At 64.9% G+C, this 25809-nt stretch carries 26 protein-coding genes; 16 read left to right on the forward strand and 10 right to left on the reverse strand.

The features are described 5' to 3' along the window. Window positions 1-17: 17 nt before the first annotated feature. From dapA to FS507_RS00570, 9 genes are all read left to right on the forward strand, one after another. The gene (gene dapA, locus FS507_RS00530; RefSeq protein ID WP_145940914.1) at window positions 18-920 is read left to right on the forward strand and encodes a 4-hydroxy-tetrahydrodipicolinate synthase; all 903 of its coding nucleotides are present in this window, start codon (window positions 18-20) and stop codon (window positions 918-920) included. A 7-nt stretch (window positions 921-927) separates the two neighbouring features. Next, window positions 928-3126: a ribonuclease J gene (locus FS507_RS00535; protein ID WP_145940915.1), complete on the forward strand. Its 2199-nt coding sequence runs from the start codon at window positions 928-930 to the stop codon at window positions 3124-3126. A gap of 53 nt (window positions 3127-3179) precedes the next feature. Further along, entirely contained in the window at window positions 3180-3794 is a 615-nt protein-coding gene (locus FS507_RS00540) for a TIGR03085 family metal-binding protein (RefSeq protein WP_145940916.1), read from the forward strand. Between the two features lie 79 nt (window positions 3795-3873). Further along, window positions 3874-7173, forward strand: a complete 3300-nt coding sequence (locus tag FS507_RS00545) for a DNA translocase FtsK (RefSeq protein WP_145940917.1) — start codon at window positions 3874-3876, stop codon at window positions 7171-7173. Window positions 7174-7343: 170 nt separating this feature from the next. Further along, the gene (locus FS507_RS00550; RefSeq protein WP_145940918.1) at window positions 7344-8390 is read left to right on the forward strand and encodes a TerC family protein; all 1047 of its coding nucleotides are present in this window, start codon (window positions 7344-7346) and stop codon (window positions 8388-8390) included. Window positions 8391-8465: 75 nt separating this feature from the next. After that, a complete protein-coding gene (pgsA, locus tag FS507_RS00555) occupies window positions 8466-9110 on the forward strand; it encodes a CDP-diacylglycerol--glycerol-3-phosphate 3-phosphatidyltransferase (RefSeq protein ID WP_145941133.1) in 645 nt (214 codons plus the stop codon). Continuing rightward, window positions 9103-9681, forward strand: a complete 579-nt coding sequence (locus FS507_RS00560) for a CinA family protein (protein ID WP_145940919.1) — start codon at window positions 9103-9105, stop codon at window positions 9679-9681. Before pgsA ends, FS507_RS00560 begins: the two co-directional genes overlap by 8 nt. A gap of 93 nt (window positions 9682-9774) precedes the next feature. Next, window positions 9775-10152: a helix-turn-helix domain-containing protein gene (locus tag FS507_RS00565; RefSeq protein WP_038548257.1), complete on the forward strand. Its 378-nt coding sequence runs from the start codon at window positions 9775-9777 to the stop codon at window positions 10150-10152. A gap of 66 nt (window positions 10153-10218) precedes the next feature. After that, window positions 10219-11067: a PspA/IM30 family protein gene (locus FS507_RS00570; protein WP_145940920.1), complete on the forward strand. Its 849-nt coding sequence runs from the start codon at window positions 10219-10221 to the stop codon at window positions 11065-11067. Between the two features lie 26 nt (window positions 11068-11093). Here FS507_RS00570 and FS507_RS00575 read toward each other — a convergent pair whose 3' ends face one another. The 3 genes from FS507_RS00575 to FS507_RS00585 are packed head-to-tail and all read right to left on the reverse strand — an operon-like array spanning window position 11094 to window position 13023. Continuing rightward, the gene (locus FS507_RS00575; RefSeq protein ID WP_145940921.1) at window positions 11094-11723 is read right to left on the reverse strand and encodes an energy-coupling factor transporter transmembrane component T family protein; all 630 of its coding nucleotides are present in this window, start codon (window positions 11721-11723) and stop codon (window positions 11094-11096) included. Beyond that, the gene (locus FS507_RS00580; RefSeq protein WP_145940922.1) at window positions 11720-12412 is read right to left on the reverse strand and encodes an energy-coupling factor ABC transporter ATP-binding protein; all 693 of its coding nucleotides are present in this window, start codon (window positions 12410-12412) and stop codon (window positions 11720-11722) included. Before FS507_RS00580 ends, FS507_RS00575 begins: the two co-directional genes overlap by 4 nt. Further along, complete coding sequence (locus FS507_RS00585; protein WP_145940923.1) at window positions 12409-13023, reverse strand: biotin transporter BioY; 615 nt, start codon at window positions 13021-13023, stop codon at window positions 12409-12411. Before FS507_RS00585 ends, FS507_RS00580 begins: the two co-directional genes overlap by 4 nt. A gap of 76 nt (window positions 13024-13099) precedes the next feature. On the opposite strand from FS507_RS00585, the gene FS507_RS00590 reads away from it, so the two are divergent. The 3 genes from FS507_RS00590 (at window position 13100) to FS507_RS00600 (ending at window position 15317) form a co-directional block, all read left to right on the forward strand. After that, window positions 13100-13306 (forward strand): DUF3046 domain-containing protein, encoded by a 207-nt coding sequence (locus tag FS507_RS00590; RefSeq protein WP_145940924.1) that lies wholly within the window; start codon window positions 13100-13102, stop codon window positions 13304-13306. Between the two features lie 218 nt (window positions 13307-13524). Further along, the gene (recA, locus tag FS507_RS00595) at window positions 13525-14679 is read left to right on the forward strand and encodes a recombinase RecA (RefSeq protein WP_145940925.1); all 1155 of its coding nucleotides are present in this window, start codon (window positions 13525-13527) and stop codon (window positions 14677-14679) included. Window positions 14680-14693: 14 nt separating this feature from the next. Then, window positions 14694-15317, forward strand: a complete 624-nt coding sequence (locus tag FS507_RS00600; RefSeq protein WP_145940926.1) for a regulatory protein RecX — start codon at window positions 14694-14696, stop codon at window positions 15315-15317. A gap of 17 nt (window positions 15318-15334) precedes the next feature. On the opposite strand, the gene FS507_RS00605 is transcribed toward FS507_RS00600, so the two are convergent. The 4 genes from FS507_RS00605 to FS507_RS00620 are packed head-to-tail and all read right to left on the reverse strand — an operon-like array spanning window position 15335 to window position 18630. Then, window positions 15335-16273: an amino acid ABC transporter permease gene (locus tag FS507_RS00605; RefSeq protein WP_145940927.1), complete on the reverse strand. Its 939-nt coding sequence runs from the start codon at window positions 16271-16273 to the stop codon at window positions 15335-15337. Further along, on the reverse strand, window positions 16273-16962 hold the full coding sequence (locus FS507_RS00610) for an amino acid ABC transporter permease (RefSeq protein WP_145940928.1): 690 nt from the start codon (window positions 16960-16962) through the stop codon (window positions 16273-16275). Before FS507_RS00610 ends, FS507_RS00605 begins: the two co-directional genes overlap by 1 nt. 30 nt (window positions 16963-16992) lie before the next feature. Beyond that, a complete protein-coding gene (locus tag FS507_RS00615; RefSeq protein ID WP_145940929.1) occupies window positions 16993-17886 on the reverse strand; it encodes a transporter substrate-binding domain-containing protein in 894 nt (297 codons plus the stop codon). A 15-nt stretch (window positions 17887-17901) separates the two neighbouring features. Continuing rightward, window positions 17902-18630, reverse strand: a complete 729-nt coding sequence (locus FS507_RS00620) for an amino acid ABC transporter ATP-binding protein (RefSeq protein WP_145941134.1) — start codon at window positions 18628-18630, stop codon at window positions 17902-17904. 209 nt (window positions 18631-18839) lie between these two features. On the opposite strand from FS507_RS00620, the gene miaB reads away from it, so the two are divergent. Together miaB and FS507_RS00630 are read left to right on the forward strand one after the other, a co-directional pair. After that, the gene (gene miaB / locus FS507_RS00625; protein ID WP_145941135.1) at window positions 18840-20357 is read left to right on the forward strand and encodes a tRNA (N6-isopentenyl adenosine(37)-C2)-methylthiotransferase MiaB; all 1518 of its coding nucleotides are present in this window, start codon (window positions 18840-18842) and stop codon (window positions 20355-20357) included. After that, window positions 20350-21144: an Rv2732c family membrane protein gene (locus tag FS507_RS00630; RefSeq protein WP_186314501.1), complete on the forward strand. Its 795-nt coding sequence runs from the start codon at window positions 20350-20352 to the stop codon at window positions 21142-21144. Before miaB ends, FS507_RS00630 begins: the two co-directional genes overlap by 8 nt. A gap of 6 nt (window positions 21145-21150) precedes the next feature. Here the strand turns inward: FS507_RS00630 and FS507_RS00635 are convergent, their stop codons facing one another. Then, window positions 21151-22455: a DUF349 domain-containing protein gene (locus FS507_RS00635; RefSeq protein WP_145940930.1), complete on the reverse strand. Its 1305-nt coding sequence runs from the start codon at window positions 22453-22455 to the stop codon at window positions 21151-21153. A 118-nt stretch (window positions 22456-22573) separates the two neighbouring features. Between FS507_RS00635 and miaA the strand changes: the two genes are divergently transcribed. Both miaA and dapF read left to right on the forward strand, forming a co-directional pair. Beyond that, window positions 22574-23515: a tRNA (adenosine(37)-N6)-dimethylallyltransferase MiaA gene (miaA, locus tag FS507_RS00640; RefSeq protein WP_440130328.1), complete on the forward strand. Its 942-nt coding sequence runs from the start codon at window positions 22574-22576 to the stop codon at window positions 23513-23515. A 10-nt stretch (window positions 23516-23525) separates the two neighbouring features. Beyond that, window positions 23526-24461, forward strand: coding sequence for a diaminopimelate epimerase (gene dapF / locus FS507_RS00645; RefSeq protein ID WP_145940932.1), 936 nt, complete (start codon window positions 23526-23528; stop codon window positions 24459-24461). Window positions 24462-24489: 28 nt separating this feature from the next. On the opposite strand, the gene FS507_RS00650 is transcribed toward dapF, so the two are convergent. Together FS507_RS00650 and FS507_RS00655 are read right to left on the reverse strand one after the other, a co-directional pair. After that, window positions 24490-24996 (reverse strand): hypothetical protein, encoded by a 507-nt coding sequence (locus FS507_RS00650; RefSeq protein WP_145940933.1) that lies wholly within the window; start codon window positions 24994-24996, stop codon window positions 24490-24492. Further along, a complete protein-coding gene (locus FS507_RS00655; protein ID WP_145940934.1) occupies window positions 24989-25765 on the reverse strand; it encodes a hypothetical protein in 777 nt (258 codons plus the stop codon). The genes FS507_RS00650 and FS507_RS00655 overlap by 8 nt, the downstream gene beginning before the upstream one ends. Between the last annotated feature and the right edge of the window lie 44 nt (window positions 25766-25809).

The following is a 25809-nucleotide window of genomic DNA, read 5'->3' on the forward strand; positions in this document are numbered from 1 at the left end:
CGGTAACCTATGCTGACATGAGCACAGGTATGACAGCGACAAGAGGAGCCGAGTTCTTCGGCACGGTCTCTGTGGCGATGGTGACGCCCTTCGCGAAGGACGGCAGCATCGACCTGGACGCCGGTGTATCCCTGGCGGGACACCTGGTGGACCAGGGTTGTGACGCTCTTGTTCTGAGCGGCACCACGGGTGAGTCACCCACGGTCCGCCCCTCGGAGAAGATCGACCTGCTCAAGGCGGTCCGCGCTGAGCTCGGCGACCGGGTGAAACTCGTCGCCGGCAGCGGTACCTACAGCACCGCGGACTCCGTGGAGCTGTCGAAGGCATCGGCGGCTGCCGGTGCGGACGGCCTGCTCGTGGTCACCCCCTACTACTCCCGACCGAGTCAGGAAGGGCTCTACCAGCATTTCACCGCTGTGGCGGATGCGGTGGACACCCCGATCTGCCTCTACGACATTCCGTCCCGGTCCGTGGTCCCCATCGAGTCCGACACACTTCGTCGGCTCGCCGACCACCCGAACATCCAGGCGGTCAAGGACGCCAAAGGTGATCTTCCTGCAGCGATGCAGTTGCTGGAGGAGACGGAACTGGCGTGGTACTCCGGGGATGACCCGTTGAACGTGCCGTGGCTCGCTGTCGGCGCAACCGGCATGATTTCCGTCATCGGACATGTCGCCGCCCCACAGCTGCGCGCACTCCGCGACGCCGTCGACGCCGGTGACATCACCGGCGCCCGGTCGATCGCCAACCGCCTGATCCCACTGACCCGCGCCCAGGCCCGGCTCGGTGGGGTGGCATTCGCCAAGGCGGCACTCACACTTCATGGAATTGAGGTGGGCGCACCGCGCCTGCCCATCATCGAACCCACGTCGGCGGACATCGACCGACTGGCAGAAGACCTGCGGAACGCAGGGGTATAAGGACACTATGACTGAGAACCGTTCCCGGGCACGCAAGGTGACCCGGAAGGCCGCTCCGCCGAGCGCTGACACCAGTGCCGCGGACGTGACCGCCACCTTCAATGACGGCGGACAGGCCACTGACTCCGCTCCGGAGACGAACAGCAATACCGGTAACACCGACGGCGCGTCGGACTCCGGTCCCTCGGCGTCGTCCAACGCGGACACAAACTCCGGCAACAACTCCGGCGGTGGAAGCCGCTCCCGGTCACGCCGATCCAGGGGCCGCGGTAACAACGGCGGAAACGGCGGAAACAACGCCAACAACGCTGGCAACAACCAGGGCGGCAACAGCCGTAACCGCGGAGGCCGTAACCAGGGGGGCCAGGGCAACCAGGGCAACCAGGGCGGTGGCAACCGTAACCGGGGTAACCGGAACAACCAGGGTGGCGACCGTCGTCGCAACGCCGTGCAGACGATGCAGGGTGCGGACCTGACCCAGCGGCTGCCCAAACCGCCGAAGGCCCCGAAGGACGGCCTGCGCATCATCGCGCTCGGCGGTATCTCCGAGATCGGCCGCAACATGACCGTCTTCGAGTACCACAACCGCATCATCATCATCGACTGCGGTGTCCTCTTCCCCTCGTCGGGGGAGCCGGGTGTGGACCTGATCCTGCCGGACTTCTCCTACCTCGACGACAAGTGGGACCGTGTGGAGGCTCTCGTGGTCACCCACGGTCACGAGGACCACATCGGCGCCATCCCGTGGCTGTTGAAGCAGCGTGCGGACATCCCGATCATCGGCTCGCGGTTCACATGCGCGCTGATCGCCGCGAAGTGCCAGGAGCACCGGCTGCGCCCGAAGCTCATCGAGGTCGACGACACCTCCCACGAGAGCCGCGGTCCCTTCGACCTCCGTTTCTTCAACGTCGGTCACTCCATCCCGGAGTGCCTCGGCATCGCGTTGAAGACCGGTGCGGGGCTGCTCGTCCACACCGGTGACGTGAAGCTCGACCAGACTCCCGCGGACGGGCGTCCGACCGACCTCCCGGCTCTGTCCCGGTTCGGTGACGAAGGCATCGACCTGTTCCTCTGCGACTCGACCAACGCCACCACACCGGGTGTCTCGCCGTCGGAAGCGGCCATCGGGCCGAACCTCCGGCGCATCGTCACTGAGGCGAAGCAGCGCGTCATCATCGCGTCGTTCGCCTCCAACGTCGCCCGTGTGCAGATGGCTGTCGACGCGGCCGTGGCCGCCGGACGCAAGGTAGCGTTCAACGGTCGATCAATGATCCGCAACATGGAGATCGCCGAACGGCTCGGACTGCTGACCGCTCCGCGTGGCACCATCGTCTCGATGGACGAGGCCAGCCGTATGGCTCCGCACAAGGTCGTGCTGATCACCACCGGCACCCAGGGTGAGCCGATGGCCGCCCTCTCCCGTATGGCACGTCGTGAGCACCGCCAGATCACCGTGAGGCCCGGCGACCTGATCGTCCTGTCCTCCTCGCTGGTGCCCGGCAACGAAGAAGCCGTTTTCGGGGTCATCAACATGCTGTCGCAGATCGGTGCAGAGGTCATCACGGGCAAGGACGCCATGGTGCACACCTCGGGTCACGGCTACTCCGGGGAACTGCTGTTCCTGTACAACGCCGCACGCCCGCGCAACGCCATGCCGGTGCACGGCGAGTGGCGGCACCTGCGTGCCAACCGTGAACTCGCGGTCTCCACCGGTGTGGCACGTGACCACACCGTCCTGGCGCAGAACGGTGTCGTCGTCGACCTCGTCAACGGTCAGGCCTCGGTCGTGGGACAGATTCCGGTCGGCAACCTCTACGTCGACGGCGTCACCATGGGTGACGTGGGAGCTGAGGAGCTCGAGGACCGGACAGCGATGTCGGAGGGTGGCCTGATCTCGGTGACCGTGGTCATCGACAACCGGACCGGACGGCCGCTGGAGGACCCGCAGGTCCAGGCCCGTGGTTTCTCGGACGCGTCCAAGGACATGATGCGTCAGGTCGCTGAACTTGTCGACAACGTCATGCTGGACCTCTCCGGCCAGGGCGAGAACGACCCCTACCGGATGGCGCAGACCCTGCGCCGGAAGGTCGGCAAGTTCGTCAAGGACAAGTGGAAGCGTGAGCCCTTCATCGTTCCGACGGTTGTGCCGATGACGAGCGAGATCGTCGAGGAGCTCGACCCCGAGGACCACGTCCCCTCCCTGTAGGACCTGCCTCGGACGCCGACGGTCCGCCAGCAGCCCGCGTAGCATCGGGAGACATGACAGTCTCCCATGACGAACGCCAGGCGCTGGCGGACCTTCTGTTGTCCCTGGGCCCCGACCAGCCCACGCTGTGTGAGGGGTGGATGACCCGCGACATGGCGATTCACCTCGTCCTGCGTGAGTACCGTCCGGACGCGATGGCGGGGATGTTCCTGCCGCCGTTGGCGGGGCACCTGGCGTCGCTGAGTCGACAGTACGAAAGCCGGGATTTCGAGGAACTGGTGGAGCTCTACCGCGCAGGACCGCCGGTGTGGAACCCGATGCGCCTCGGCGACCGGTTCATCAACCTGGGGGAGAATTTCGTCCACCATGAGGATGTACGTCGCGGGGGAGGGGAGTGGTCGCCCCGTGGCCTGCCCCGAGAGACCAGGGAGACGCTGTGGGGAGCGGTGAGACAGATCTCCCGTGGTCTCATCCGGGGCTCTGGTGTCGCGGTGAACCTGGTGCGTACCGACGGGGCGGGCGAGTCCGTGAAAGTAGGTAACGGCTCGCAGGAGGTCACCGTGACGGGTGAAACGGGCGAACTGTTGCTGTGGATTTACGGGAGGATCAAGGCTTGTGACGTGACTGTGGTCGGGGATGAGGATGCGGTCCGTCGGATCAGTCTTTGAGTGATGGTGTTGTAAGTGTCACTGGTGTGACGCGTGTTGCGACTGTTAAAGGTGGGGTCCTCGGGCTAAACTGGCGCGCATGTCAACGACCAGTCGCACGCGTACTTCTCCCGGGGCCTCCTCCCGGCGCTCCACTGGGCGATCATCCCGTCCGTCCACGGGTTCGTCGGCGAAAACACCGTCGGCCACTGCCCGTACCCGACGGACCCCGTCGTACGACACCGCCGACTTTGAACGGACCGGCGGTGCCTTTGGCGCGGTCGGGTCGTCCGTCGGTTCCATGGTGGGGGGAGTGTCCCGCGGCCTCGGTGGTCTCGCGCGGAAGCTCTCGGTGAAGGTTCCGGACGCCCCCGATACCGGCGTGGTACAGGACGACGCGCCCGACGAGTTGCCGACCACCGTGCTGGACCGGGCCAGCGTCTCGAAGAAGAAGAAAGCAGCCCGCACCCGGTCGAAAGGAGCGAACGACGACGTGGAGGCCCATGCCACCCCGGATGGTGCTGAACAGCCGACGGAACACGACGACAGTCGCGGGACCAGGGTTCGTGTGGGCGGCCATTCCGACGGTGCCGCCCTGGGGGCTCTCGCGCTGGCACTGATCATCGCGGGCACCTCGTGGTTCGGGGTCGGCGGCACGGTGGGAAGCGGCATCGACTTCGTGCTGACGTACCTCATCGGCGCAGCGGCATTGCTTGTCCCGGTGTTGCTCGCAGGGACGTCGTGGGTGCTCATGGTGGGCGTCGACACCACGCAGCGTTCGCGGCTGCGTCTCGGTATCGGCATCGGCATCATCGTGCTCGCTGTCCTCGGGACGATCCACATCCTCGCCGGGCAACCGTCGGAGATCGAGGGGCGGGCGTCCGCCGGCGGGATCGTCGGCCAGTTCGTCGGTACCCCCATGGCCGTCGGATTCAGTGAGTATGTCGCCGTTCCGCTGCTGCTGATGGTGATCGTCTACGGTGCTCTCCAGCTGACGGGTATGACGGTACGGCAACTGGTCGGCTCGCTCGCGGGCTGGCTGGGGTACCGTGCACGCGGCCGCCGCGACGGCTACGACCCCTACGATTCCTACGACGGGTCCGACGATGACGAGTACGACGAGTACGCATCCGTGGACCGTGAACTGGACGATGCGGTGCGGCAGGACCGTGCCCCGCGGGCGACGTCGCGTGAGCGTCACAGCCCGTCCGCCGACGCTCCGTACCGACCGAGGTCCCGTCCCCGGCCGTCGCGCGCGGCGACGCCGATGGACAACTACCCCGTCGATTCGGAGGCAGACGACCAGGCGACCCTCGTCTTCCGCGGTGATGCAGCCACGGCTCCTGTCGAGGACGACCTCGAGGCACCCACCGTGGACGACGCGGCGTCCACTGACACCGGGCGGGCTGCGGCGGCCCGCCCGTCCCGGACAGCCCGTCGGGCTACCGAGACGACGTCGACCATTGACGACGACCTGCTCGCCTCGCCGGTCACGTCAACGGCAACTCCGGCGACCGAGGAATCGGCGCCGACCGAGCCCACCTCTCCGGCACGGCCGGCCCCCGTTGTTCCGACGGAGCGGCCGACGGCGGGCGCACAGTCGGCCGCCGATGAACGGGAGGAGACCAGGCGACGCATCCTGGCGCGTTCGGGTGCCGACGTCACTGCGCCGTCCGCCGACGGTCCGGGTGCGGGGACGGCCGGCGACGGGGACGACGTCGGGCGTGCCACGGACGTCACCTCCGCGGAGTACCTCCTGCCGTCCACGGAACTGCTCGTGCCGGGAGAGACGGCGAAGACCCACAGCGCCGCCAATGACCGCATGATCGAGGCGATCACCGACGTCTTCGAGGAATTCAAGATCGACGCCCAGGTCACCGGATTCTCCCGGGGTCCGACGGTGACGCGCTACGAGATCGAACTCGGACCAGGAGTGAAGGTCTCCAAGATCACCAACCTGCAGTCGAATCTGGCGTATGCTGCAGCGACGGACAACGTCCGGCTGCTCACACCGATCCCCGGAAAGTCCGCCGTGGGTATCGAGGTGCCGAACTCCGACCGCGAGATGGTGCGTCTCGGCGACGTGCTCACCGCCCAGAACGTGAGCGCTGACCCTGACCCGATGCTCATCGGCCTGGGTAAGGACATCGAGGGCACATTCGTGGCCCACTCGATCCAGAAGATGCCGCACCTGCTGGTCGCGGGGTCCACCGGCTCGGGTAAGTCCGCGTTCGTGAACTCCCTCCTGGTGTCGTTGCTGACCCGCGCCACCCCGGAGGAGGTGCGACTGATCCTCATCGACCCGAAGATGGTCGAGCTGACTCCCTACGAGGGGATCCCGCACCTGGTTACGCCGATCATCACCCAGCCGAAGAAGGCTGCTGCGGCACTGACCTGGCTGGTCGAGGAGATGGAGCAGCGGTACATGGACATGAAGTCCACCCGGGTGCGTCACATCAAGGACTTCAACCGCAAGGTCAAGTCCGGTGAGATCACCACTCCAGCCGGGTCGGAGCGGGAGTACCGTCCCTACCCGTACATCGTGTGTGTGGTCGACGAGCTGGCCGACCTGATGATGACGGCGCCGAAGGAGATCGAGGACGCGATCGTCCGGATCACCCAGAAGGCGCGCGCTGCAGGCATCCACCTCGTTCTGGCGACGCAGCGGCCGTCGGTCGACGTGGTCACGGGACTGATCAAGACCAACGTCCCGTCCCGCCTGGCTTTCGCGACGTCTTCGCTGACTGACTCGCGGGTGATCCTCGACCAGGGCGGGGCGGAGAAGCTCATCGGCATGGGCGACGGACTGTTCATTCCGCAGGGCGCGGGTAAGCCGTTGCGCATGCAGGGCGCCTTCGTGACCGACGAGGAAGTCCAGGCCGTGGTCGACGCCGCCAAGGACCAGGCGGAACCCGACTACACCGACGGTGTCACCGAGGACAAGGCCGCCGAGGCGAAGAAGGACATCGACCCGGACATCGGCAATGACCTCGAGGACCTGCTGCAGGCCGTGGAGCTCGTTGTCACCAGTCAGTTCGGGTCCACCTCGATGCTGCAACGTAAGCTGCGGATCGGATTCGCCAAGGCAGGACGGCTGATGGACCTCATGGAGACCCATGGTGTCGTGGGGCCGTCCGAAGGCTCCAAGGCCCGGGACGTGCTGGTGAAGCCGGAGGAACTGGACACCATCGTCTGGATGCTCAAGGGAGCTGACCCCGCCGAGGCGCCCAGGGAACTCCAGGGAGATGCAGATGACGGCGCAGAATACGATGCACCCGCTGCCGCTCCGGGTGGCTACACCGGTCAGGACGGTGACCCCACCGGTGAAATTCCCGTGGTCGATGACGGTCAGACCAGAGTCGTCCGGGCGGATCCCTCTCATACGACGGGTGCTTTCTAGCAGTCTTCTGGTAGAGTCCGAATCTGTCAGGAGGGGAGTACCCCGCCCGCGGCACTGATCGTCAACACGGCGACCGCCTTCGGTCCCCGGTCGTGCCGGCCATCACGAGTAGTCCGTGGTGGTGGGGGAGACCTCCGGTCCACCTAGCCGACCGGAGGTTTCGACCAGTCATGGAAGTCAATGCACTCACCTGGATCATCACCATTGCGGTGATCGCCGGGTTCTTCATCTTCGATTTCTACACCCACGTGCGTACACCCCACGCGCCCTCCATCAAAGAGTCAGCCTGGTGGAGCCTGTTCTACGTCGGGCTGGCCTGCGCGTTCGGCGTCTTCCTCTGGTTCACCTGGGGTGAACCGGGAGACCCGCACGCACACGGTGTCGAGTTCTTCACCGGGTACGTGACCGAGAAGGCCTTGAGCGTGGACAATCTGTTCATCTTCGCCTTGATCATGGGCACGTTCAAGGTCCCCCGCGAATACCAGCAGAAGGTGCTGTTGATCGGGATCGCTCTCGCCCTGGTCTTCCGCGGCATCTTCATCGCTTTCGGTGCTGCAGCCATTGAAGCCTGGTCCGACGTGTTCTACATCTTCGGGATCTGGCTGCTGTGGACGGCATACACCGTGGTCCGGGATGAGCTGTCGGACAAGCCCGCCCGCGATCCCAGTGACATGAAGCTGATCAAGGTCCTCAACAAGGCGGTCCCCGTCGCTGACGACTACAGCGGTGACAAGCTGCTGGTGCGCCGGCTGGGCAAGCGTGCGGTGACTCCCCTGCTGGTCTGCCTCGTCGCCATCGGCATGACGGACCTCATGTTCGCCCTCGACTCCATCCCGGCGATCTACGGCATCACCCAGGAGCCGTACATCGTCTTCACCACGAACGCCTTCGCGCTGCTGGGCCTGCGGCAGATGTACTTCCTGCTGGACGGCCTCCTTGACCGGCTGGTGTACCTGCCCTACGGGCTGGGCATCATCCTGGCCTTCATCGGTGTGAAGCTTGTGCTGCATGCTCTGCACGAGAACGGTCTTCCTTTCATCAACGGTGGCGACCCCGTGCTCAATGCGCCGGAGGTGGAGACGGTGGTCTCCCTGTTGGTCATCGTCGGCGTCCTGGCCGTAACTGTGGTCGCCAGTCTGGTGAAGTCGAAGCGCGACGCAGCGAAAGAGTCTGCTCCAGCAGCGGACTCCTCCGTCGAGAGCGCCGCTCGCGACTGACACCAGCTAGCGCCGGTGCACCAACTTCCGCGTGCACTGGGTAGGATGTGAAGGGTGCAAGAGACGCAGCACGAGATGCAGAACAGTGACGGGAACGGCAACAGCGGCCACCATGGGGCACCGGTCGGTGTCGGCAGGTCGCAGTTCGGTCGCGCCGTCCACCGGTTCAACCTCCCGAATGTCCTGACCACGGTCCGGATCATCCTGATCCCGGTCTTCGTCTGGCTGTTGATCGCGGCCGGGCCACTGGCGGGGGACCGGGACCTCGACAGCGCGTTGCGCTGGTGGGCCCTGTTGTCTTTCTGTGTGCTCATGGCCACGGATCAGCTGGACGGTTTCCTGGCGCGCCGTTACGAGGTGATCACCGACTACGGGAAGCTCGCTGACCCGATCGCAGACAAGGCGTTGATGATCTCGGCGATGGTGTCGCTGAACATCCTGGGCGACCTGTGGTGGTCTGTCACCGTAGTCATCGTCTTCCGGGAGCTCGGCATCACGGTATGGCGGATGGTTCTGGCACGTAAGGGCAAAGTCGTTCCGGCGTCGAAGGGCGGAAAGCTCAAGACCGTGTTGCAGACGCTGGCCGTTGCGATGGTCATCGCGCCGTTGCCGGACTGGACCAACTGGCTCACCTACCCCCTGATCGCCGTGGCGGTCCTGGTGACCGTGGTGACCGGCGTGCAGTATCTCCTGGATTCCCGGAACCGGTCCGATGCCTGAGCCGTCGGGCCCGTCCCTTCCCGCGATCCTCGCGCGTCGGCTGGTGTCGTCCGCGACGTCGGCCGGGGTCACGGTGGCGACCGCGGAGTCGTTGACCGCCGGTGACATCGCGTCGACCATCGCGGGCGTCCCCGGTGCGTCTGCCGTGCTCCGGGGTGGCCTCGTCGTGTACGCGACGGACCTCAAGGCGACGCTCGCAGGCGTCGACGAGTCCCTGTTGTCGGCCCAGGGTGCCGTCGACCCTGATGTGGCACGCGCTTTGGCGAGGGGCGCGGCGAGCCGGTGTGGCGCTGATATCGGGCTCGGCGTCACCGGTGTCGCGGGCCCTGACAGGCAGGACGGTCACCCCGTTGGTGAGGTCTACATCGCGGTGTGGTCCGCGCCCCGTCACGGGGAGGAGGCGATCGACCACGTGGTGTCCCTCGGTGACGCGGAGCTCAGCTCGTCCCGCCAGCAGGGGCAGGACCAGCGGGGGGCCATCCGTTCAGCGACGACCGCACGTGCACTGTCACTGGCCGTCGATGCCGTCGACGCCCTTGATGCACTCACCGCGGTGGCGGACGACGACTGAGAGCCCCGTGGCACGGTTACCGCGACGCCGGTGGAGACGGTGGACTAGACTTGGACGGGAACAAAAAGGGATCCCCAACCGTTGGAGACGGTGATGGCAAAGCACACTTCGGTACTCGAGAAAGAACGACCCGACGTCGACCTGGCGGGAGTTGACGCGGTCTCAACGACCCTCGCCGAACCGCTCCTGCGTGAGGCCCTGGGAGCGACGCTCCGCGGCTTCCGGGAGGATTCCCACCGCACCCTCCGCGAACTTGCGGTCGCCGCGAACGTGAGCCCGGGCTACCTCTCGGAACTGGAGCGTGGCCGCAAGGAGGTCTCCTCAGAACTCCTGGCCAGCGTCTGCATGGCGTTGGGGATCAGGGTGTCGCAGGTCATCATCGAGGCGGCGGCGATGATGGCGTTCGATGCTGCCGCGGCCGAACTTACCGCGGCAACACCGGTCGAACCGGTGTCCGTGGCTTCCCACTGATATACTTTCCTGGTTCACGACAACCCTGCGACTGCCCCGCCCCGTCCGAAGGAGACGTTCAGACTCATGGCAAACCCGTTCTCTAAGGCCTGGAAGTACCTCATGGCGCTGTTCGACTCGAAGATCGAGGAGAATGCAGACCCGAAGGTGCAGATTGAACAGGCCATCCGCGAGGCGCAGAACCAGCACCGGCAGTTGTCGCAGCAGGCGGCCGCCGTCATCGGCAACCAGCGGCAGCTCGAGATGAAGCTGAACCGCCAGCTGGCGGAGATCGAGAAGCTTCAGGCCAATACGAAGCAGGCACTGACCTTGTCCGACAAGGCGCGTTCTGAAGGGGACAACCAGAAGGCCGTCGAGTACGAGAACGCGGCTGAGGCTTTCGCCGCCCAGCTGGTGACGGCGGAGCAGTCCGTGGAGGACATGAAGCAGCTCCACGACCAGTCGCTGCAGCAGGCTGACCAGGCGAAGAAGGCCGTGGAGCGGAACTCCATGCAGCTCCAGCAGAAGGTGTCCGAGCGCACGAAGCTGTTGAGCCAGCTGGAGCAGGCGAAGATGCAGGAGAAGGTTGCGGAGTCGCTGCAGTCGATGGACCGCGCCGCCAGTGCGGATTCGCCGAACCTGGACCAGGTCCGTGAGAAGATCGAGCGGCGTTACTCCAATGCACTGGGACAGGCTGAGCTGGCTGAGAACTCCGTCCAGGGCCGCATGGCTGAGGTCGAGCAGGCAGGTGTTCAGATGGCCGGCCACTCGCGTCTCGAGCAGCTGCGTGCTGAGATGGGGTCGGGAAACGCCGGCCAGAACGCCGTGGCGGGCGGCAACAACGCCCAGCAGGCGATCAATCAGGCGCAGCCTCAGGCACAGGCCGTCAACAATGACGCCGTCGCCCAGAAGATGCGGGAGCTCCGCGGCGAGTAGCGTCGGTTCAGCTTTCGGACGGGCGTTCAGTCTGCTGCTCCGCGGGCCCGGAGAGCATCGGCGATCGCCCGGGCACGCAGAATCGTCCTCACGATCACCGGTACGCCGAAAGCGGTCAACGACAGCCCGACTGAACGGTTTCCACGGGCTTTCCGCGCGTCCAGGACTTCATTGACCGCCTGAACCTGCAGGGGAATGAGTCTGATCGTCAGCGTGAGCGCCAGACTGACCTGTTCGACCGGAACTCCGATACGTGCACACGGGGCCAGGAGGTGGTCAAAGGTGTCCATCAGCTCAGAGACACGGGTCGTCAACGTGAGCGTGACGGCTCCTGCGACGGCGGCGAAAAGGACCAGGACCATGGTGGCGGCCTGGTGACCGTCGGCTCTCCACCAGAGCATGAGTCCGAGGAAGACCAGGAGCGGTAGGGCGCCAGCTAGCTGACGCATCAACAGTCTGGGAGGAAGGCGTCCGACGAATGCAGCCAGGGCGACGAACGCGACGCTGACGGCTCCGCCGACCCATGAATCCACGGCAACTGCAGACACGACCAGGAAGATGCTGAGTACGGCCAGCTTGATTCCGGGGGAGAGGCGGTGAAGGGGGGAGGCACCGGGGTGGTAGACCCCGAGTGGCACCCGTGAGGGGCTGATCATGGTGTGCTGGCCTCATTCATCCGTCGGACGTAGGCGGATATGACCTCGTCCGGGGGCCCGTCGTCAATCACCCGGCCGTCCGCGACACAGATCGTGCGCTCTGCGTCGGCGGCGAGCTCCAGGTCGTGGGTGACCGTGATGACTTGTTGAGAGAGGGAACCGAGGGTCTTCCGGAGCTGGTTGCGGTTGACCAGGTCGAGAAGACAGGACGGTTCATCAGCGACGATGACCTGTGGGTCGAGAGCCGTGATCGATGCCAGGGCCAGCATCTGCTTCTCACCTCCGGAGAGCAGGTGAGGCGACTGTTCCTCTTTGCCTGTCAGGCCTGCCATGGTCAATGATGCAGTGACCCGCTCCGTGACCTGATCACGTGTCAGGCCGGCGCCGCGGAGTGAGAAGGCGACGTCTTCGGCGACGCTGGGCATGATGATCTGATTGTCCGGGTCGGAGAACAGAAAGCCGACAGCGCCTCTCACCTTCCTTCCCCGGCGGCCGACGGGAACGCCGTTGACCTCCACGGAACCGGATGTCGCCGACGTCAGTCCGTTGATCATCCGGATCAGAGTCGACTTACCTGACCCGTTTGCACCGATGATGCTGATGCGCTGTTCCGTGAGGTCCAGGCTGACCGGGTGCAGGATGGTTGTGCCGTCAACGGCGACCGACGCGTCACGGAAGCGGACAGTCACTGTGTCACCCCTGTGTGCCGGGACGAGGGGAGAAGGTCAGGGACGGCACGGACGACTGCTGCGGCGATAACGGCAGCGACGAGCACCTTCACGAGGTCACCGGGAATGAACGGCGTATTCGACATGAGTGCACCGGTGAAGTCCATGCCGGTGCGGAACACCAGACCGACACTGCCGCAGAGGTACTGCACGCAGACTCCGACGAGCCCCGCTACGACGAAAACGACGACACGGCCGACATGACGGCGTGGTGCGTACTGGGCGATCGCCCCGATGACGACGGCGGACACGATGTACCCGAGAACGTATCCGACCGTCGGCCCTGCCACGGCAGCCAGAGCGGGTTTCCAGCCGGCCATGTTCGGGACGCCGACGAAACCGACGGCGATGAACAGTGCCACGGCAAGTCCGCCACGCTTCCAACCCAGGATCATTGCTGTCAGGGCCACCCCCATGTTCTGCAGGACGATGGGCACACCGAGTCCGCCGACGGGGATCGTCACGGCGCCGAGCACGATGATCAGTGCAGCAAAGGTCGCCATCAGAGCGATGTCCGCGGCGGGGGACCGGCGTGCGGGCAACGCCCGGGAACGGATCGAAGAGTTCACCATGTGAAGAACTCTAGACCGAAACTTGTACGCCGTTCAAGATCGTGGTCCCCGCGGCGCGTCTGTTAGCGTGGTGGCCATGCGACGTACCGAGTTCGACCGACTTGTCCACGGGGAGTTCGGGGACTCTTTCGGTAGCTGGATCGCCGGGAGTCACGTCCTGGCGGGCATGGGGGCGACACCGGGGGAGCTGATCGAACAAGGGCACGACCTCAGGGACGTGTGGCTGGCACTGTGCGACGACTTTGATGTTCCGCCGGAACGCCGTCTCGGTGAGGATGTCTGACCGCGCGATCCGGCGTCCGGCGCGTGTGATCTGTTATCGAACACAGGTTCGTGTATTGTCTGGTGTGTCCACTCGGCACGGTAGATGTATTCTTCGATGCCGACAGTCCCGTGGAGGGAACCTCCGGGGGCGCCGGAGAGTCTCTCTGCACTGAGGGAACAACGGCCGCTGCTTACCGGCAGTGTCGAGAACGAGAACGGAAATGAGGGCACATGGCCATGGCCACCAAGAAGAAGAGTACCTCCGGTAACGCCGGTGCTGACCGTCAGAAGGCACTTGATCTGGCGATGTCGCAGATCGAGAAGGATTTCGGCAAGGGCGCGGTGATGCGTCTGGGTGATGACAACCGCCCTCCGATCCAGGTCATCTCGTCGGGAAATATCGCGATCAACGTGGCACTGGGCCTCGGTGGTTTCCCCCGTGGCCGTGTCGTCGAGATCTACGGCCCGGAATCCTCCGGTAAGACGACGGTGGCCCTGCACGCGATCGCCGAGGCGCAGAAAGCCGGGGGAATCGCAGCCTTCGTCGACGCCGAGCACGCACTTGACCCGGATTACGCCAAGAAGCTGGGCGTCGACACCGACAACCTCCTGGTCTCGCAGCCCGATACCGGTGAGCAGGCGCTGGAGATCGCCGATATGCTCGTGCGGTCCGGTGCCATCGACATCATCGTGGTCGACTCCGTGGCTGCCTTGACCCCGAAGGCCGAGATCGACGGGGACATGGGCGACAGCCACGTCGGTCTCCAGGCGCGTCTTATGAGTCAGGCGCTGCGCAAGATGACCGGCGCCCTGCATCAGACCGGCACCACCGCTATCTTCATCAACCAGCTCCGCGAGAAGATCGGTGTCATGTTCGGCTCCCCGGAGACCACCACCGGTGGTAAGGCGTTGAAGTTCTATGCCTCCGTGCGCTGTGACGTCCGACGGATCCAGACGCTGAAGGACGGGCAGGATGCGGTCGGCAACCGTACCAAAATGAAGATCGTGAAGAACAAGGTCTCCCCGCCATTCAAGATCGCTGAGTTCGACATCCTCTACGGAGAGGGCGTTTCACGGGAGGGGTCGATCATCGACCTCGGTGTCGACAACGGTCTGGTGAAGAAGTCCGGGTCCTGGTACACCTACAAGGGCGACCAGCTGGGGCAGGGCAAGGAGAAGGCCCGCGAGTTCCTCAAGGGTAACCCTGACTTGTCTGCCGAGATCGAGGACAGCATCATGCGTACCCTCCAGGTGGGGCCGTATGCCGCCGGTAATTCAGCTGATACGGCAGCCACGGAGGACGAGGGAGCCATGGACGTGCCTGGCATCGAGGATCCCGACAATGTTCCGATCAGCGTGGTCCCCACCTTTGACGATGAGGACGACGACTAGGTCGGGTGGATCGAATGTCTCGGTCGGATGGCGACACTGCATCCACCATTGAGCAGCTTCAGGCTGCTATCGCCGCAGTCCAGCGCGGTGAAGGCAACGGTGACATCATCGACGAGCGGCTGGAGGAGCATCTTGCGCCGTTGAAGAATAAAGCGACCCGCCTCATCAGCCACCGCGACCGGTCGGTGGAGGAACTCCGCCGACGGCTGTCCGATACGACAGGCCCGGACGGCGGGACCGCCGATCCCGATCTGGTGGAGTTGGTGATCGAACGGTGTATCGCCAACGGCATGCTCGACGACGCACGTTTCGCTCACGAATGGGTGCGGCAGCGGCAACAGAACCAACGAAAGTCCGTGTCTGTTCTCCGACGCGAGCTGGTTGACAAGGGGGTGTCTGCTCCGGTGATTGAAAGTGCACTCGACCAGATTGACGAGGGTGACCAGGACGCCATCCTGCGGGATGTGGTCACGAAGAAGGCGGGCACCGTGTCCCAGGTGCCCGCTGACCGACGCGAATACGACAAGGCTCTTCGCCGCATCGTGGGGGTAGCAGCGAGGCGAGGATTCCCCGAGGGGCGGAGCCTCGCGGTAGCCCGGGAAGCCCTCGAGCTCAGAATCGAAGAACTCGGCGGATGATCCGCGGGATCGAGGAACTAGTCAGCTGTTGATCTGAGGTCCTTGTGTCCCTCTGCATGCCAGTCGACGTTCACCGTGTCCTTCGTGTCGATACCCTGATCTTTCTGGTGCGGGACCTTCGCGGCAATATTCCGGCGAGCACGGCCGGCGCGCAGCTGCTGTTCGATACGCTCCGCCAGCTTGGACAGTGCGAAGTTGATCAGGATCATGATCGCCGCGGTAACCAGCAGCGCAGGAAGCATCGCTCCGTAAAACTCACCGAGCTGGCGCCCCGACCGGACGACTTCGACGAATCCGATCATGTAGCCCAGGGCAGAATCCTTCAAGGCGATGACCATCTGCGAGACGATCGCCGGGAGCATGGCGGCAACGGCCTGTGGCAGAAGGATCTTGCGCATCGTCTGGCCCCAGGAGAGGCCGAGCGCAGAAGCCGCCTCAGACTGTCCCTTCGGCAGAGACTCGATACCGGAGCGAAGGACCTCGGCGATCACCGAGCCGTTGTACATCGTCAAGGCGAAGACCACCGCAGCGAAGCCCATCATCGATGACGGGAACACCGCGTAAAGACCGAAGAGGGCGTAGGCGAACAGCATCAGCACCAGCACCGGAATGGCCCGGAAAAATTCGACGATGATGCCGCAGACCCATCGGACTGCACGAATCGTGGACAGGCGGCCGATACCCAGAACCGCTCCGATGAGCAGGGCCAGGATGATGGAGAATACGGCCGCGACAATCGTGTTGAGGAGACCAGGAAGGATGTAGGTCGTCCACGTGGTGGAGTAGAAGAAGATCTCCCACTTGTCCCTGTCCAGCTGACCTCCGTCACCGAGCTTCCACAGCACAGAGGCCAGGATCAGGAGGAGGACAACGACCGTCGCCACGGTGAGGATACGGTTGAATCTCACGGCCTTGGGGCCGGGTGTGTCGTAGAGGACTGTCGCGCGTGTGGACATCAGCGCTTCACCGCCCAACGTTTCCCGGCCCAGCCGAACAACAGTCCGGTAGGCAGGGTGAGGATGATGAATCCTGCCGCGATGATTGCGAAGATGACGAGCAGGTCACTGGCGTAGTTCTCCGTCATGGTCTTCATCAGCAGGGACGCTTCTCCCACGCCGATGACTGAGGCGATCGTCGTATTCTTGATCAGGGCGATCAGGGTGTTGCCCAACGGGACGATGGCGCCACGGAAGGCCTGGGGGAACACGACGTAGCGGAAATTCTGAGTGAAACTCAGTCCCAGGGACCGGGCGGCCTCTGCCTGGCCGAAAGGCACGGTGTTGATGCCCGACCGGAGAGACTCCGCGACGAAGGTCGAGGTGTAGAGGATGAACGCCAGCACCGCGAGTCGGAAGTTCTGCTGCTCGATGAAGCTCTCACTGGAGTTCGATGCGAGCAACAGGTTCAGCTGGTAGTAGAGACCCAGTGCCATCAACAAGGCGATGAGGGTCAGGGGGGTGTTGCGGACGGTGTTGATGTAGACGGTCGCGACCGTGCGCAGGATGCCCACGGGGCAGACGCGCATCGCAGTGAGGATCGTGCCGAGGATCAACGCGCCGACGGCAGACCAGAGGGTGAGTTTGATGGTGACCCAGAACACCGGTAGCAGCTGCGGGCCCATTTCGGCCCAGAGATCGGGATTCATGTCGGGACCTCCTTCCTTTCAGTGGTGGATTCAGTCTTCCGTGAACGAGAGGTCGCCGATGTCAGGCTTCGGCCCGATCTCGAAGTCATCCCCGAGGTTGTCCTTGACGATCTCATCGAATGCTCCGGAGTCGTACATCTCCTCCAGCGCCTCGTTGACCGCCTCGCGGTCGGTGCCGTCGCCCTTGGGCAGACCGATGCCGTAGTGCTCGTCCGTCCAGAAAGAGCCGTCCGGATTCTGCAGTTGAATGACGCGGAAGTCGTCGTCGTAGCGTTCCTTGTACCGCTCCGCGAAGCCTGCGAGGATCGTCGCATCAGTGGTCAACGCATCCACGACGCCCTGTTTCACGCCTTCGGCGCAGGCTGCGTAGGTGTCGAACTCCTGGAGCTGGACTCCCGGCAGCGCATCCTTGACCTTCTGCGCCGGGGTGGAACCGGACACCGAGCACAGCCGCATACCGTCCTTGACGTCGGCAAGGCCGGTGATGCCTGTATCGGCCTCAATGAGGAGACCCTGGTGGGTCACCATGTACGGGCCGGCGAAATCGACGGCGGCCAGACGTCCGGCGTTGATCGAGTAGCTTGCCGTGATCATGTTGACTTCGCCGTTGTTGATCAGCGTTTCACGCTGTGCTGACGGGGTCTCCCGCCATTCCATGTCGGGGACGTTCCAACCGTGCTTGTCGGCGATGTAGGTGATGACGTACCGCGAGACATCGACGTCCATCCCCTCGAAATCCTTGTCCGGCGTGCGCTCACCCAGACCGGGTTGATCGAACTTCGTGCCGAGGGTGACACTGCCGTTCTCGATGTCATTGAGCAGCGAGCGTGGCTCCGAGTTTCCGCAGGCCGCCAGACTGACTGCTCCGGCAGCGACGATGACGGTGGCAGCGACCCGACGCAGGAATCTGCTGTTCTTCTTCATGGATGTCACCACCTCCTAGTGTCCGACGATCTTCGCCAGGAAGTCCTTGGCACGGTCCGACTCCGGGTTGGTGAAGAAGGTCTCCGGGTCGGTGTCCTCGACGATGGCACCGTCGGCCATGAAGAGGATGCGGTCAGCCGCGCGGCGGGCGAAGCCCATCTCGTGGGTGACCACCACCATCGTCATACCGCCCGCGGCGAGGTCAGCCATGACATCGAGGACTTCGTTGATCATCTCGGGGTCCAGGGCCGAGGTCGGCTCGTCGAAGAGCATCACCTTCGGTTCCATCGCCAGAGCACGGGCGATGGCGACACGCTGCTGCTGACCACCCGAGAGCTGTGCGGGGTACTTGTCAGCCTGTACGGCGATACCGACGCGGTCGAGGAGGCGGTCGGCGCTCTCCGAAGCATCGGCCTTGGACGTCTTCCGGACCTTCATCGGAGCCAGAGTGACGTTGTCCCGGATGGTCATGTGGCTGAACAGGTTGAACGACTGGAACACCATGCCGACGTCCGATCTCAGACGGGCGAGGTCTTTGCCCTCTTCGGGCAGGAGCTCGCCGTCGATGTGGATCTCGCCGGTGTCGATGGTTTCGAGCCGGTTGATCGTCCGGCACAGGGTGGACTTGCCGGAGCCGGACGGTCCCAGCACCACAACCACCTGGCCTGAGGGGATGTCCAGGTTGATGTCCTTCAATGCCTGGAAGTCGCCGAAGTACTTGTTCACCCCGGTAAGGGTGATCATGCTTGATGCATTCTCTTGAACAGTCATAGGTGGAGTCTAATGTTATCTCCGCCATTCTGGTGAACCCCGTGAGGTCTGAGTCACGTTACAATCTCGTAAACACCGGGTATTCGCAGTTCCGGCCTGGTACGTCGAGGGTGCCCGTTCGGTCTCCCGGGGGTGCTGGACTACACTCGGGGACCGTGGTTGAATCCCGTAGTACTGCAGAAATGACCCGGTCTGACCGCCGGAGCACCCGAACGTACGAGGTCCGCACCTTCGGGTGTCAGATGAACGTCCATGACTCCGAGCGATTGTCGGGGCTGCTGGAGGACTCCGGTTACGTCCCCGTCGCCGGCGAAGCGACTCCCGACGTCGTCGTGTTCAACACCTGTGCGGTGCGCGAGAACGCCGATAACCGTCTCTACGGGACGCTTGGCCAGCTCAAGGAGGTCAAGGACCGGAACCCCGGCATGCAGATCGCCGTCGGGGGGTGCATGGCGCAGAAGGACAAGGACGTCGTCGTCGACAAGGCACCGTGGGTGGATGTCGTCTTCGGCACGCACAACATGGGGTCGTTGCCTGCCCTGCTCTCGCGCAGTGCACACAACAACCGCGCTGAAGTGGAGATCGCCGACTCGCTTGAACAGTTCCCGTCCGTTCTCCCTGCGAAGCGTGAGTCCGCCTACGCCGGTTGGGTGAGTGTGTCGGTCGGGTGCAACAACACCTGTACCTTCTGCATCGTCCCGTCTCTCCGTGGCGCGGAGCAGGACCGTCGTCCCGGCGACATCCTCGCCGAGGTCAAGGCTTTGGTCGACCAGGGGGTCACCGAGGTCACGTTGCTCGGGCAGAATGTCAATGCCTACGGTGTGAACTTCTCCGACCCGTCACTGGACCGTGACCGGACAGCATTCTCGAGACTTCTCCGTGCCTGCGGGGAGATCGAGGGGCTGGAACGACTGCGGTTCACCAGCCCCCACCCCGCGGAATTCACCGATGACGTGATCGAGGCGATGGTGGATACCCCTGCAGTGTGCCCGCAACTGCACATGCCTCTGCAGTCCGGGTCCGACCGAATCCTCAAGGCGATGCGACGGTCCTACCGATCGAAGAAGTTCCTGGGGATCCTGGAGAAGGTACGCGCGCAGATGCCGGACGCGGCCATCACCACCGACATCATCGTGGGCTTCCCCGGCGAGACGGAGGAGGACTTCCGGGAGACGCTGCGTGTCGTCGAGGAGTCGCGTTTCACCAGTGCCTATACGTTCCAGTACTCACCGCGGCCCGGGACTCCGGCGGCAACACTGTCCGACCAGATCCCCAAGGCCGTGGTACAGGACCGCTACGAGCGACTGGAACGACTGCAGGAGCGTATCAGCGGCGAGGACAATGCGGCCCAGGTGGGCCGACAGGTCGAACTCCTCGTACAGGATGGTGGAGGACGGAAGAACGCACAGACCCGGCGCATGTCCGGGCGCGCGCGCGACGGTCGTCTGGTCCACTTCTCGCCGGGGGAGACGAAGGTGCGCCCCGGTGACGTCGTGGAGGTCACCGTCACGGGCTCGGCACCGCACTTCCTTCTGGCGGATTCCGCTGTCCACACCCATCGGCGGACGGTCGCCGGCGACATGTCGGAGGCGGGTACCGTGCCTACCACCGGCCCGGTGGGCGGGGTCGGCCTGGGGCTCCCCGGTATCGGCCGGCCTGCCACCCGGACGACACAGAGTGGAGGCTGTGGTTGTGAGTAAAGCAGTGGACAAGAGCGGTGACAGCCGTGAGGCGATCAACAGGCGGCGCGTCGAGGCGCTGGACAAGCACCTAGAGAAACTCGAACGTGACGCAGGTGGCGACCTCGCCAAGGCCGAACGGCGTGCTGCGGGGACGATCGTGCTCGGATCCTCGTTGCCGGTCCTGCTGTGCGGGATGATCGTCGTTCTCGTGTCGATCTTCATGCCGCATTCCGGCGAGGTGCACGGGTACGATGTCCTGTTCTACTCGGACACGGCACAGACGTTCGTCACGACACTGCCTGAGCGTGTGTACGTGTGGCTCGCGCTGGTCGGTGGAGTCCTGCTGACACTGGGAACGGTCATCTCCCGCTCGTCCCTGGTGGCGTGGCTCAACTGGATCTTGACGGGAATAGGATGGGTCTACGCGGTCCTCGCGATCGGTATGCGTCAGTCGCGTCCACCGACAGAACCAGGCGACGGCCCGTCTTTCGGACTCATCATGGGATTCGTGGGGATGGTGGTGATCTTCATCGCCCTGTCGAGCAGGCTGCTACGGCGTGGCGCCGTGCAGAAGGCGATCGCCGCCAGGCGGCGGGCTGAAGCAGGGAAGGACGAGGAGTCCAGGGCAGCGCAGCTGGTACTGCGCACCGGTCTTGCCCCGCGTCAGGACACCGAACTCGTCGACGACCGCAGGGACAAGGTGCGTGCCCGGAGACAACGGGCTGAGCGTACCGGTGACACCGGAAATGGTGCTGACGGTCCGGAGCAACCGGATGCCCCGGAGGATCCGGAAGACGACAACTAGTCGCAACTAGCCGCGGGCGGCGTCGGCCGCTGTCTGTGCCCAGGAGCGCCATTGTTCTGCCTGGCCCCGTAGCTCCGCGGCCTTCGCGTCGCGTCCCCGGGCCTCGGCCGCGTCCGCATCAGCGGTCAGCTGGTCGACTTTCGCCTGGAACTGCGCGACCCGTGCCTCGACTTCCGGATCGGTCCTGCGCCACTGCTGCTCGGCATAGTCGCTGACCCGTGACTCCAACGCCCCGATCTTGTCCTCGAACTCCTGGACGCGCGCGCGGGGGACGAAGCCGATCGCGTCCCATTTCTCCTGGAGTTCCCGCAGGAGATCACGGGCACGGTCCTGGCCGGCAGCCGGGTCGATACGTGCGTCGTACTCGTCCAGGAGGGACTGCTTGGCTTCAGCGTTCTGCTCGAACTCCGCATCCTTGCGACGGTTGTCCTCGTCCCGTGCGCCGAAGAAGACGTCCTGCGCATGCCGGAACTCGGCCCACAGCCGGTCGTCATCCGCGCGGCGGGCGCGTCCTGCGGCCTTCCATTCTGCCATCAGGTCCCGGTAGGCTCGCGCGGTCTCGTTCCAGTTCGTCGAATCCTGCAGGGCAACGGCCTGTGCGACGAGCTTCTCCTTGGCCCTGCGGGCAGCGTCCCGTTGTTTGTCGAGATCAGCGAAATGGCTGCCTCGTCGACTGTTGAACGTCTCACGGGCGACGCGGAAACGCGCCGCCAGGTCCTTTCCGGCCGCCCGGTCTCCACCGGCGGCGTTCCAGCGCTCGCCGATCTCCTTCAACCGGTTACCGTCCGACTTCCAGTCCGAACCGGAGTCGGCGATCCGCTCCGCCTCCACCACCAGTTCGACACGGTGCTCGGCCACCCGGGCCTCCACCTGATCGGCGGTCGTGAGTAGTTCTGAGAGTCGTCGGTCGAGCCGTGCTACGTCGCCGAGGACCGCGGCCTCGGGCAGGCCTTCCCGCAGTCGCCGTGCGTCGTCCCGGACCCGTGCGACGTCCTCCGGGTGGGTACCCAGCCGTGCGACCAAGACCTCCACCTCGGTGGCGAGGTCGGCGAAGCGCCGCGCATAGTGGGCGAGGCCTTCGGCGACGGTGCCGGCCTTCCATTCCCCGATGCGACGCTCCGTGGACGGGCCGTCCCCGTCAGCGGCGGGGACGGTGAGCCACACGACCCCCGCAGCGTCGATGCGGCCGTGGGCGGCGGCGTCCTCCACGGAGGGAGCGACGGTCGTGCTGACGGGGGCAGCGCCGGCCTGGGGCCCGGGACGCACTCCGGGACGTGCTCCGGGTCGGGGGCCGGGCTTCGGGGCATTCATCGGTGGTCCTTCGGTCGGTTGACGGTTCTGCCTGACATTATGGCAGACCCCGTCGGGTACCATTACCGCACTGTCGGTACCGGCCGTAGACTCAGGTGACATGACAGAACACCAGCGACTGCCCCGTCCTGTGGCGGTGGTCGGGCCGACGGGGGCAGGGAAGTCCGACACCGCTCTGGCCGTGGCGGAGGCGGTTGACGGCGAGATCGTCAACATCGACTCCATGCAGCTGTACCGGGGAATGGACATCGGCACGGCGAAACTTCCGCCCGAGGACAGGCGCGGGATACCGCACCACCAGCTCGACGTTCTCGACGTCACGGAGACAGCCTCTGTCGCCCGTTACCGCGACGCGGCAATCGCTGACGTGGAGGCCGTCCGCGGACGGGGACGGACGCCGGTGGTGGTCGGTGGGTCGATGATGTACATCCAGGCACTCCTCGACGACTGGGATCTTCCACCCACGGACGCGGCAGTACGTCGCCGGTGGGAGCAGGAGTGCGACCGCATCGGGGTAGAACGGCTGCACGCCGTACTGGCGCAGAGGGATCCGGAGGCGGCGGCGGTCATCGAGACCAGGGACAGACGCCGGACGGTGCGGGCGTTGGAGGTCATTGAACTCACCGGCCGGCCGTTCGCGGCCTCCCAGCCACCGAAGGACCGACCGACGCGGTGGCGTACGGCGATTGTCGGACTGTCCGCGACGGCGGACTGGTTGAATCCGCGACTGGAGACCCGCGTCAACCGCATGTTCGAGCAGGGACTCGTCCAGGAGGTCCGCTCACTGGTGGACCGGGGGCTGCGACGGTCGTCGACAGCGGGACAGGCCATCGGCTACGCACAGGTTCTCGACCATCTCTCCGGGGAGCTGACCCTCGACGAGGCCGTCGAACGCACGGTGACAGGGACCCGCCGCTACGCCCGACGTCAACGGGCGTGGTTCCGGCGCGACCCCCGGATCACGTGGTTCGACGCTTCCGCTCCTGACGTCTCCGAGCAGGTGGTGGCCGCGGTGCTCGAGGCGGTGGGTCAGACGTCGGGGGAGTCGGCGAGGCGTTAGACTCTCAACCATGGATGGGCGCACACAGCTAGAGGTAATCAAGGGACACGGAACCGGTAATGACTTCCTCCTGATCCCTGACCCTGAGGCGACGGTGGACCTCACGGATGACCTCGTGCGCTCGCTGGCTGACCGTCATCGAGGCATCGGTGCTGACGGAGTGATCAGGATCTCCACGGCGGGAGTGCTCGTCCGCCAGGGCGTTCTGGCACGTCTGCCCGACGGTGTGCGGAACGGGGACTGGTTCATGGACTACCGCAACGCTGACGGGTCTGTGGCGGAGATGTGCGGCAACGGAGTCCGCGTTTTCGCCCATGCTCTCAGCGCACTGTCCCTGACGACGCCGGACTACCGGAATGCCGACGGAACCTGGCCGGTCGGTACCCGGGCCGGACGTCGCGACGTGAAGATCCATGCCGCGACCGCCACTGATGCTGAGGTCAGTGTGGACATGGGCGTGCCATGCATCACGGGCTCCTCCGTGGCGACACTGGACGGTGTCCGGTACGAGGGTGTCGGAGTCGACATGGGGAACCCCCACCTGGCCTGCGTCGTTCCCGGGCTCACCTCGACGGAACTCGCTGAGCTCAGGGTTGACCTGCGCCCCGACTACGACAGGTCATTCTTCCCGACGGGGGTGAACCTGGAGATCCTGACAGCGCTGGAAGACGGGTGCGTGCACATGAGAGTGCACGAACGTGGAGTCGGCGAGACATTGTCCTGTGGTACCGGCACTGTCGCAGCCGCCGTCGCTGCCCTGCATGACCGGTTCGACGGCCCGTCGCGGGCACCGGAAGCGTGGGAGGAGACCGTGCGTGTCGTCATTCCCGGAGGGGAAGTGGCCGTCACGGTGGGTGCGGACGAGGCCGGGCGGCCGGTCCCCGCCACACTCAGAGGGCCGTCACGTCTCGTGTTCACCACAACGGTCACCGCTGCAGTGCTCTGAGGCCAGTGTTCTGGGGCCTCTGGTCAGGTCAGTGATGACGTGAACTGACGGAGTCCTGGCGGGCGCGGTCCCAGAGTCTCTGCAGACTCAGCGCGCGTTGGTCCGTCTCATGCAGGAGTTCTGTCAGGGATGTGACCGTCGACAAGGACGTCGTGCGTTCGGGAAGATGCCGGAGGAACCGCTCACATGATCCGGCGGCCGCATGGAACCGTGACACGCTGGAGATCCCGGAGCGGGCGTCGCAGAGCTCCGGACGGTGCAGCTGACGGTCACGTACCCGGGCTGGGTCACTGGAGTTCCGGAAGTCGTCCCAGTCGTCGAGAATCGCCGCGATATCGGTGGCCGACAGGTCAATGGACCGCTTCAGCGACGCGATCTCGCGCTCGGAATCCTGCCTGATGACCGTGACTGAGGCGGTGATCACCAGGATGACCGCGATGAGTATGCCGAGTCGGCCGAGGGAACTGATCACGACCCATGACAGTACGACCACGAACGCCGCCACGAGCAGGATCTTCGGGACGCTCCTAACCACAGGATCCTCCGCAACCTCCTGACCCGCAACCACACCCGCCGGAGGAACAGGATGCGGGATCCACGGCAGTGGCGGTGAACTGGACTGACCCGGCAAGGATCGTGCCGGGCAGGAGGTCGTCACCGCCGTCGTCAGGAACGACCACGGTGAACTCGAACGGGGCCGCGACCGTGCACACCCAGAAGGACTGGCCGGTCAAAGCTGCCGTCCTGCGCTCGGCGGTGGAGACCTCCACTGCCACCGACGCCGCCGCATGGGGCGTGACTGCCCCGGAGTTCAGGTCGGTGAGACCGGTGGACTCCACTGAACCGACCCGCAGGACGCCCGCACGAGCGGCGTCGTCCCGCGTGCGGTGGACGGCCACGTCCGCGGCGAGCGCGGTCACCTGCATCGGCTGGTAGGTCAACGTCCCCTCGTCCGACAACAGGGGACCCTGAGCGATGGTGGCGGTCAGCGACGCGATCACAGGTGCGCCCTCGGCCCGGACCTGCAGGAGGGGAGAGTCGGCCACGATGTCGAGTACACCGACGATGTCGTCGACCATGCTGAGGTGCGCAGAGGCTTCCGCACCACCGCTGAAGCTGGCGAAGGAACCGTAGGGTGGGACAGCGAGGATGACCAGACGTGCACCACTCGGGTCGTCGTACTGCAGTACCTGTCCGTCGCGGACCTCGCCGGTGACCCGTAAAGCCCCTGTCCCGTACGCTGCCTCGAGAGCATCCTGCCAACGGCTGAAATCCAACCCCACACTTTTCAGTTCCGGAATCATGGGAGTGACTCTACTCTGTGGCCGCGACTCGTGGAAAGATGGTG

The organism is Corynebacterium glyciniphilum AJ 3170 (genome assembly GCF_007673095.1).
Taxonomy (GTDB): Bacteria; Actinomycetota; Actinomycetes; order Mycobacteriales; family Mycobacteriaceae; genus Corynebacterium.